Annotated in this window: 3 protein-coding genes; all 3 read left to right on the forward strand. The window is 72.0% G+C overall.

Annotated features, from left to right (window positions below; all coding sequences use genetic code 11):
- The first annotated feature begins 435 nt into the window (after positions 1 to 435).
- On the forward strand, positions 436 to 4,074 hold the full coding sequence (locus ABD323_RS39330) for a sensor histidine kinase (RefSeq protein WP_344446910.1): 3,639 nt from the start codon (positions 436 to 438) through the stop codon (positions 4,072 to 4,074).
- A 10-nt stretch (positions 4,075 to 4,084) separates the two neighbouring features.
- On the forward strand, positions 4,085 to 4,498 hold the full coding sequence (locus tag ABD323_RS39335; protein ID WP_035797811.1) for a roadblock/LC7 domain-containing protein: 414 nt from the start codon (positions 4,085 to 4,087) through the stop codon (positions 4,496 to 4,498).
- A gap of 163 nt (positions 4,499 to 4,661) precedes the next feature.
- Positions 4,662 to 5,241 (forward strand): DUF742 domain-containing protein (locus ABD323_RS39340; RefSeq protein WP_344446911.1); only part of this gene is annotated, 580 nt, incomplete at its 3' end.

The raw sequence follows: 5,241 nt of genomic DNA on the forward strand, positions 1-5,241 counted from the left end.
GCGCCAAGAGCGCCCTCATCACCCTCGTCGAACACGCCCTGCTCGCCCGACTGCGGTAACTCCGCAGGCCCGGGCGGATGCCCCCGCACCTCCTCCTTCGACGACCGGAACGGGGGCCCCGCACACCGGGGTCCCCGTTCTGTGTATCGGATAACGGTTCGGTAGGCATTTCGGACCTTTTCGTGACACCAGGTAACCGTGCTGGTTCGCTCGGCTGAAAGCGGCCGGGGTTTTGGCCGCACCTGGTAGTGAATGTCCGAATTTTTCGCCACCGGCTGGAGCGCGAGGGCTGTTTGTCCCATATCCCCGCACGTGCTGAAATTCCAGCTACCCCCGAAGTCTCCCCACGGCAGTTCCACCCAGTAGCGGGCTGCGGCCAGGGGTAGCCGCTGGATTGATCCATGGCCGCCGAGTCGGCCGAGAGGTTGTTGTCGAGTGAGGCGTAAGCAGCCAGACACCCCGCCGCGGCGCCCCGAGCCCCGCGAGACCGACCGCAGCGGCCAGAGCACGGCCGGGTTCTCCCCCTTCGCGGCGAACTCCGACCGCACGCTGCCCGGCCCGGCCCGTGGCCGCGCCCCCGGTGCCGGTTCACTGGGCGGCTCACTGGGCGGCCCGACGCCCGGCGCTCCCAGGAGCAGTGGCCCGGACGTCGTGAGCGGACCCGATGATCGCCCAACGGCCGGCGGGAAGTACGAGTTCCTGGCCTTCCGCAACTGGCGGGTGCCCACCCGGCTGATCGCGATCCTGCTGATCCCGGTGATCATCGGCCTGGTCTTCGGTGGTCTGCGCGTCAACACCTCGATCGACAACTACGTCCAGGCCAGTCACGCCGAGAAGGCCTCCGAGCTCGCCCGCGCCGCCACCGAGCTGGCCGACGCGCTCGAGAACGAGCGTGACCTCACCACGATCCCGCTGATGACCGGCCAGGACCCGCAGGGCGCGGTGGCCAAGTACCGCGGTATCAGCGACCAGAAGCTGGCCGCCTACAAGACCGCCTACGCCGCGGTCGGCAGCGACGAGGAACTGCGCCGTCGCAACGACTCGTTCCTGGGCGCGGTCGCCGCCCTGCCCCACCTGCGCGCCAACGCCTACAAGCCCGAGCTGTTCGCCAGCGCGACCCAGGAGGCCTACTCCACGCTGGTCTCGCCGCTGCTCGCCTTCGACAACTCGGTGGGCGCCGGCGACGCCCAGGGCATCAGCCGCGGCCGCGCCATCTACGCCATCTCGCTGGCCAAGGCCGCCGGCTCCAGCCAGCGCGACCTCATGCTCTCGCTGCTGGTGGGCATCAGCACCCAGCAGAACACCCGCTACGAGAACATGGAGCTCACCCAGGACCTGCTGGTCTCGGCGAAGCTCGAGCAGGTCTCGCTCACCGAGTTCCAGAACGGCACCAACCCGGCCGACGCCAAGACCTACGCCGACCAGCTGGTCGCCCAGGCCGGCGCCGACCAGCGGGTGCCGCTGCGGATGCCGGACAACCAGACCGTGCCCACCATGCTGGGTCTGATGAACATCGCGCTGGCCTACCAGCAGGCCGCCGCCGACGGCTTCACCGTCGGCACCACGGCCGCCAACGCGGCCGCCAAGGCCGCCGCGGACGAGGGCCTGATCCCGATGAACTGGCTGCAGGCGACCGACAGCCACATCACGCCGCTGCGCAACACCGAGGCCAAGCTGCTGGACAGCGTCGTGGCCGACGCCGTCAACGCCAAGGACAGCGCCCAGACCGACGCCATCCTCAACTCGGCGATCGTGATCGGCGCACTGGCCCTGGCCGGTCTGCTCACCGGCTTCATCGCCCGCTCGATGATCCTCGGCATGCGCACCCTGAACACGGCCGCGCTCGACATCGCCAACCACCGCCTGCCCGACCTGGTCGAGAAGCTCTCCAAGACCGACCCGGACCGGGTGGACACCAACGTCGAGCAGATCCCGCTGCACGGCAAGGACGAGATCGGCGAGGTCGCCCGCGCCTTCGACCAGGTCCACCGGCAGGCGGTCTCGCTGGCCGCCGAGCAGGCCCTGCTGCGAGGCAACCTCAACGCGATCTTCTCCAACCTCTCGCGCCGCAGCCAGGGCCTCATCCAGCGCCAGCTGGCTCTGATCACCGACCTCGAGAACAACGAGGCCGACCCGGACCAGCTGGAGAACCTCTTCCGGCTCGACCACCTCGCCACCCGCATGCGCCGCAACGGTGAGAACCTGCTGGTCCTCGCCGGTGAGGAGCCGGGCCGCCGCTGGAACACCCCGGTGCCGCTGGTCGACGTGCTGCGCGCCGCGGCCTCCGAGGTGGAGCAGTACGAGCGCATCGAACTCGCCGCCGTCCCCTCGGCCGAGGTCGCCGGCCGGGTCGTCAACGACCTCGTCCACCTGCTCGCCGAGCTGCTGGAGAACGCCACCTCGTTCTCCAGCCCGCAGACCCGGGTCAACGTCACCGCGACCCGGCTGCCGGACGGTCGGGTGCTGGTCGAGATCCACGACAAGGGCATCGGCCTGACCGCCGAGGACTTCGCCGAGATCAACGAGAAGCTGGCCGAGCCGCCCACGGTCGACGCCGCGATCTCGCGCCGGATGGGCCTGTTCGTGGTCGGCCGGCTCTCGGACCGCCACGACATCCGGGTCCAGCTGCGCCCCTCCGGGGAGTCCGCCGGCACCACCTCGCTCGTCATGCTCCCGGCCGCGCTCACCGAGCTGCGCGCCATGCCGGAGCCCGAGGAGGAGTTCACCGTCTCGCGGATCTTCGGCGAGCAGGCCCAGCAGCCCGGTTGGGAGCAGGACCCCTACGGCGCCCGCAGCGCCGCCGAGCTCGGCTTCGACGACAACCTCGCCGCCTGCGGGCTGCCGGGCGGCTTCAGCCCCGCCCTGGAGTCGATGCAGCGCTCGCAGCGCCTCGACCAGCGCCGCCGCACCGCCCTGGAGGCGGCGCCCGGTGACCGCGGCGAGGACGGCGAGGAGGCGGAGTTCGTCGAGGCCGAGTTCGTCGAGGCCGAGCCGGAGACCGCCGAGTTCCAGCGCCCGCCGTACGCCGAGGAGCCGTTCGCGGCGCCGTCGGGCGGCCAGGCGGGCCAGGTCGGGCAGCAGCAGGCGGACCACGGCGGGCAGGGCTACCAGGAGGGCGGCTACTACGCCGACCCCCAGTACGCCGACGCCGGCTACCAGCAGCAGCCCTACGGCGACCAGAACTACGACCAGCAGCCGTACGGCCAGCAGGAGCACGGGCAGCAGGGGTACGACCAGCAGGGCTACCAGGAGGGCGGCTACTACGCCGACCCCCAGTACGCCGACGCCGGCTACCAGCAGCAGCCCTACGGCGACCAGGGCTACGACCAGCAGGGCTACCAGGACGGCGGCTACTACGCCGGCCAGCAGCCCGCAGGCCACCAGCCGTTCGACGGCTTCCAGCCGGCCGCCCGCGACAGCCGCGGGCCCAACGAGGCGGCCGCCGGGCACCCGTACCCGGCCGAGGCGCCCGCGCTGCCCGCCTCCGACGAGACCCTCGGCTCCGGCCTGCCGCTGCGCCGTCCCGGCCAGCAGCTGGCCCAGGGCAACGGTCTGGGCGCCCGGGCGATCGGTGGACTGGACTCCGGCGAGAAGCCGAACTGGTTCACCGGCGCCAAGGACACCTCCAGCACCGGCACCACCCCGGTGGTGCGCGGCCACGAGGTGTCCGGGCTCGGCGCCTCGGGTCCCACCGGCCCCACCGGCCAGGCCGCCTGGCAGTCGGCGAACGACGCCGACTGGCAGCGCGCCGAGCAGGTGCGCGAGCCGGCCTCGGGCGGCACCACCACCTCCGGCCTGCCGCGCCGGGTCCCCAAGCAGAACCTGGTGGCGGGCAACGCCAAGCCGGCGCCGCAGGACGGCCCGCAGGTCTCCCGCAGCCCCGAGGAGGTCCGCGGCCGGCTCACCAACCTGCGCCGCGGCGTCGAGCAGGGCCGCAACGCCGGCGGCGACGCGGGTGCCACCGGGAGCTTCCGGATCGACACCCCCGACATGAACCAGCCCGGCCGTAGCGGGCAGGGACAGCAGAACAGCAGCACCGATCTCTTCGGCGGCTCGAACCACCAGGAGCGTTGAGTTGAGTCAGATGAGCCAGGCCGCACAGAACCTGAACTGGCTGATCACCAATTTCGTGGACAACACCCCTGGGGTGTCGCACACGGTGGTGGTCTCCGCCGACGGGCTCCTGCTCGCCATGTCCGAAGGCTTTCCCCGCGACCGCGCCGACCAGCTCGCCGCCGTCGCCTCCGGCCTCACCTCGCTGACCTCCGGCGCCAGCCGGATCTTCGAGGGCGGCGACGTCAACCAGACCGTCGTGGAGATGGAGCGCGGCTTCCTCTTCCTGATGGCCGTCAGCGACGGCTCCTCACTGGCCGTCCTCGCCTCCCCCGACTCCGACATCGGCCTGGTCGGCTACGAGATGGCCCTGCTGGTCGACCGCGCCGGAGCCGTCCTCACCCCCGCCCTGCGCGCCGAACTCCAGGGAAGTCTGCTGCACTGACGGTTCGTCGGATACCGTCCTGGTATTCGAATGACCTCATGTCCGTCCCGGGCCCCAACAGTGGGCCCGGGTTCGGGCGTTGTACGGCCTTCGCACCACCGGCAGCGGCCCCTCGGGGGTCGGTGCCTGCACCGCAATGCCGCACCTTGTGAGGAGAGGAACCGTGACACCGCCCGACGACCGCCAGGGCCAGTACGGCGTTCCGTACCCCGGCACCGGCCATGACGCGTTCGGGGCTCCCGGCGCCGGCCACGGTCAGAGTTACGGCCAGCCGCAGCACGGACAGCAGCCGCACGGACAGCAGCAGAACCCGCAGCACGGACAGCAGCCCGGTGGGCAGCAGCCGGGAGCGCACGCCGGCCGGCCCGACGGCCGGTTCGCGAGACCCGGCCGTCCCGAACAGCCACCCGCACCACCGCGCTCCGGCTCAGCCGGCCGACCCGGCGCCCCCGCGCACGAGGACCCGGCCGACCAGGAGGACAGCGGTCCGCTGATCCGGCCGTTCGCGATGACCGGCGGGCGTACCCGGCCGCGCTACGAACTGGCCCTGGAGGCCCTGGTCTCGGCCAGTGTCGACCCGGCCCGGCTCGCCACGCTGCTGCCCGAGCACCAGCGGATCTGCTCGCTCTGCGCCACCGAGGTCAAGTCGGTCGCCGAGGTCTCCGCGCTGCTGGGGCTGCCACTGGGAGTGGCCCGGATCCTCGTGGCCGACCTCGCCGAAGCCGGCCTGGTCGCCATCCACC

The sequence above is a fragment of the Kitasatospora nipponensis genome (assembly GCF_039528135.1).
GTDB classification, from domain to species: Bacteria; Actinomycetota; Actinomycetes; order Streptomycetales; family Streptomycetaceae; genus Kitasatospora; species Kitasatospora nipponensis.

Coding starts and splice junctions, on each gene's coding strand:
- ABD323_RS39335 (WP_035797811.1), top strand. CDS start 4,085: ATGAGCCAGGCCGCACAGAACCTGAACTGGCTGATCACCAATTTCGTG.